General features: G+C 61.3%; 4 protein-coding genes and 1 tRNA gene. 3 read left to right on the top strand and 2 right to left on the bottom strand.

What is annotated here, in order from left to right:
• From AC1D0Z_RS18710 to AC1D0Z_RS18700, 3 genes are all read left to right on the top strand, one after another.
• Positions 1-904, top strand: a 904-nt coding sequence (locus tag AC1D0Z_RS18710; RefSeq protein ID WP_477659696.1) for a tripartite tricarboxylate transporter permease, incomplete at its 5' end; no start/stop codon positions are given.
• A 117-nt stretch (positions 905-1,021) separates the two neighbouring features.
• Positions 1,022-1,471: a DsrE family protein gene (locus AC1D0Z_RS18705; protein WP_477659695.1), complete on the top strand. Its 450-nt coding sequence runs from the start codon at positions 1,022-1,024 to the stop codon at positions 1,469-1,471.
• 58 nt (positions 1,472-1,529) lie between these two features.
• Positions 1,530-1,603: transfer RNA gene (locus tag AC1D0Z_RS18700), tRNA-Gly, on the top strand.
• A gap of 94 nt (positions 1,604-1,697) precedes the next feature.
• On the opposite strand, the gene AC1D0Z_RS18695 is transcribed toward AC1D0Z_RS18700, so the two are convergent.
• On the bottom strand, positions 1,698-2,297 hold the full coding sequence (locus tag AC1D0Z_RS18695) for a DUF937 domain-containing protein (RefSeq protein ID WP_477659694.1): 600 nt from the start codon (positions 2,295-2,297) through the stop codon (positions 1,698-1,700).
• 14 nt (positions 2,298-2,311) lie between these two features.
• A complete protein-coding gene (locus tag AC1D0Z_RS18690) occupies positions 2,312-2,698 on the bottom strand; it encodes a DUF3597 domain-containing protein (RefSeq protein ID WP_477659693.1) in 387 nt (128 codons plus the stop codon).
• Between the last annotated feature and the right edge of the window lie 259 nt (positions 2,699-2,957).

The following is a 2,957-nucleotide window of genomic DNA, read 5'->3' as shown; positions in this document are numbered from 1 at the left end:
TGCCGAGGTCGTGAAAAACCTCGACAACAAAAACGTCCTTACGCCGTTCAACGGTGAGATCAAGCTCATGCCGACCTGGCCCGAGTTCAAGCGCATCATCCCGAGCGCCTTGCGCGGCAGCGTGATCGGCTCTGTTCTGGGCATCCTTCCCGGCGGCGGCCCCACCATCGCGCAGTTCGCCGCCTATGCCGCCGACAAGAAGTTCAGCAAATACAAGCACGAGATCGGAACCGGGTGCATCGAAGGCGTGGCGGGGCAAGCCGCCGCCGACGAAGCCGCAGCCCGCACCAGCTTCATCCCGCTCATGGCCATCGGGATTCCCGAAAACGCCGTCATGGCGCTGATGATGGCCGCGTTCGTCATCAAGGGGATCCAGCCCGGCCCCAACATGATTGCCAGCCACCCCGATTTGTTCTGGGGCCTGGTGGCCAGCATGTGGGTGGGCAACTGCTTTCTCGTCATCCTCAACGTGCCCCTGGTGCGCTACTGGCTGTCGGTCTTCAAGATTCCCTACACGGTGCTGTTTCCGGCCATCCTGTTTTTTTGCTGTATCGGCACCTTCAGCATCAACAACAGCCTGGACGACATCTACATCACAGCCGTGTTCGGCCTGGTGGGCTACTTGTTTTTGCGCCTGGAGATGGAGGCCGCGCCACTCCTCCTGGGTTTCATCCTGGGTCCCATGCTGGAGGAAAATTTCCGCCGCGCCATGCTTCTCAGCCGGGGTAGTTTTAGCGTCTTCGTCAACCGCCCCATCAGCGGGACCTTGCTGGCCATGATCGGAACTCTGGTCGTGTGGCAGATAGTGGTGTTTGCCCGTAAGCTGAAGAAGTCGCCGGATCACGTCATTCATCAAGGCGGGAAGGCACCGGCGACGGCAGTGCCCGCGGCCGGCGGCGAATAAGGCCAAGCCGTCGAAGCCGCCTGCCCCTTGAGCCCTGGGGAGCAAACCGGGTTCAAGGGGCTTGCGTCATTGCGCTGTTGTGTTGAAATGGGCCTTCCCTTCAGGAGACCTTCCAGCATGAACCGCAGACTTTTCATCCAGGCCGGCGCCATTGGCTCGCTCGCCCTTGCCGCTCCTTTTTTGATAGCTTCTCGCGCACAACCAGCGGGCGCTGCAGGCACAAAACGCCAGGGAATCGTGATCCAGGTCAGCGACAACGACCCGGCCAAATGGAACCTGGCGCTGAACAACGCCAAAAACCTGCAGGACGACGTGGGCGCCGCCAATGTCGACATTGAAATCGTCGCTTACGGCCCGGGCATCGGCATGCTCAAGCTGGAGTCCCCTACGGGCGCGCGCATCGCCGATGCTGCCAAAGCCGGCATCAAGGTCACCGCCTGCGAAAACACCATGCGCGGCCAGAAACTCACCAAGGACGACATGCTGGCCGGCCTCAGCTATGTACCCGCCGGCGTCACCGAGATCATGAAGAAGCAGCACGAAGGCTGGGCCTATCTGAGGCCGTGATGACAGCCCAGGCCTGGGTTGGCTCCGCCAGGCCGCCGCTTCTATAATCAGCATCATCGCGGGTGTAGTTCAATGGCAGAACTTTTGCTTCCCAAGCAAATAGCGTGGGTTCGATTCCCATCACCCGCTCCAGACATCGCAATGACTCAACAATCGCGAGATTGTTGAAGCCACAGCTGCTTACTGGGCGCACATAACCCGCGTTGGCACGGCGCAATGCGAAAGGCTAACGGTTCGCCTTGCCAGCCATGCGCAGGATATCGTCAAGCGCGTTGCCGTCACCATTCATGTCAAGCATGGCGCCCAGACCACCCAGCGCGCCCCGCCCTCCAGCGCCCCCGGTAGCCGAACCCCCCAGCATTCCGCCGAGGCTGCCGATCATGCCACCGAGACCACCCAGGTCATTGCTCTCTTGCGCCTGCCCTGCGGCACCGGCTTGCCTGGCCATGAAGCCGGTGGCCAGCATGGCCAAAAGGGGCAGCATCTTGCGTAGCAAACCCGAGTCAAGCCCGGACTCGGACGCCGCACTGTCAGCCACTGTTCGGCTCACCTCTTTGGAGCCAAAGATCTGGCCTAGCACTTCGTTGCCCTGGCTCGGGTCCGTACGTTGCGGGCTCAGGACCTGATCCAGCAAGCCGCCGCCGCCCAGCTGCCCGAGCAATCCGCCCAAGCCCTCCGGTTGAGCCTGGGCCTGCTTTTTCATGCCGCCCAAAATTGCCGGAAGCAGAGCCTCTGCACCGGCTGCCGCCTGGTCTTCGCTTACACCCAGGTCACGCGCAACCGACTGCAGGCCGCCTGCCTGCGCCAGAATGTCATTCAAATTCACGGTGGATCTCCGGCTCAGTCGAGCAGTTCCTTGGGCACATTGCCGCCGTTGGCGGCAAGCCGGGCCAGCACCGTCTTGTGCAGCCACATGTTCATCTGGGCTGAATCACCCATCAGATTGGCGGGGCAACCGAGCTCTGTGGCGAGTTCCTTGCGTGCCGTCAGGCTGCTGTCGATATCCAGCAGTTTCAAAAGATCGACGATGGAGGTGCGCCAGTTCAGCTTCTGTGAATTGGCAGCCGCCTTTTGCTCCAGCTGCGCCACTACATCGACCTCAGGCATGGGCGCTGCAGGTGCGGCCGTGGTGCCCGCTGGCGGCACCGGCGTGCGCAACATCTCCTCGACCTTGCTGGCACCTGCGTCAAAACCAAGTTTATCCAGAATCTTGCTGAAAAATCCCATGCTACTTCTCCTGAGGTGATGCGTCTGCTGCGGAACCGCCGGGACAGCGGGCTCTCCGAGAGTCACTCGTCATGGTAAGCAGATTCAAGCCCGACGGGCAGGAAATTTGGAGGCCACCCAGCGCTTCAAAATTGTCAGCAGTTGTGTACGGCCTCGCCCAGCGGCGTTGCGCAGCGCCGGTATGCAGGCTACCGGACCACGATGATGAAAATACCCAGCAACGTCAAGGCGCTTCCGGCCAGCGTGGCAGCGGTGATCT

It is taken from the genome of Polaromonas sp. P1_E3 (genome assembly GCF_056405935.1).
Note: the sequence above shows the minus strand (reverse complement) of the source record. Positions and strands in the feature narration are given on the sequence as shown.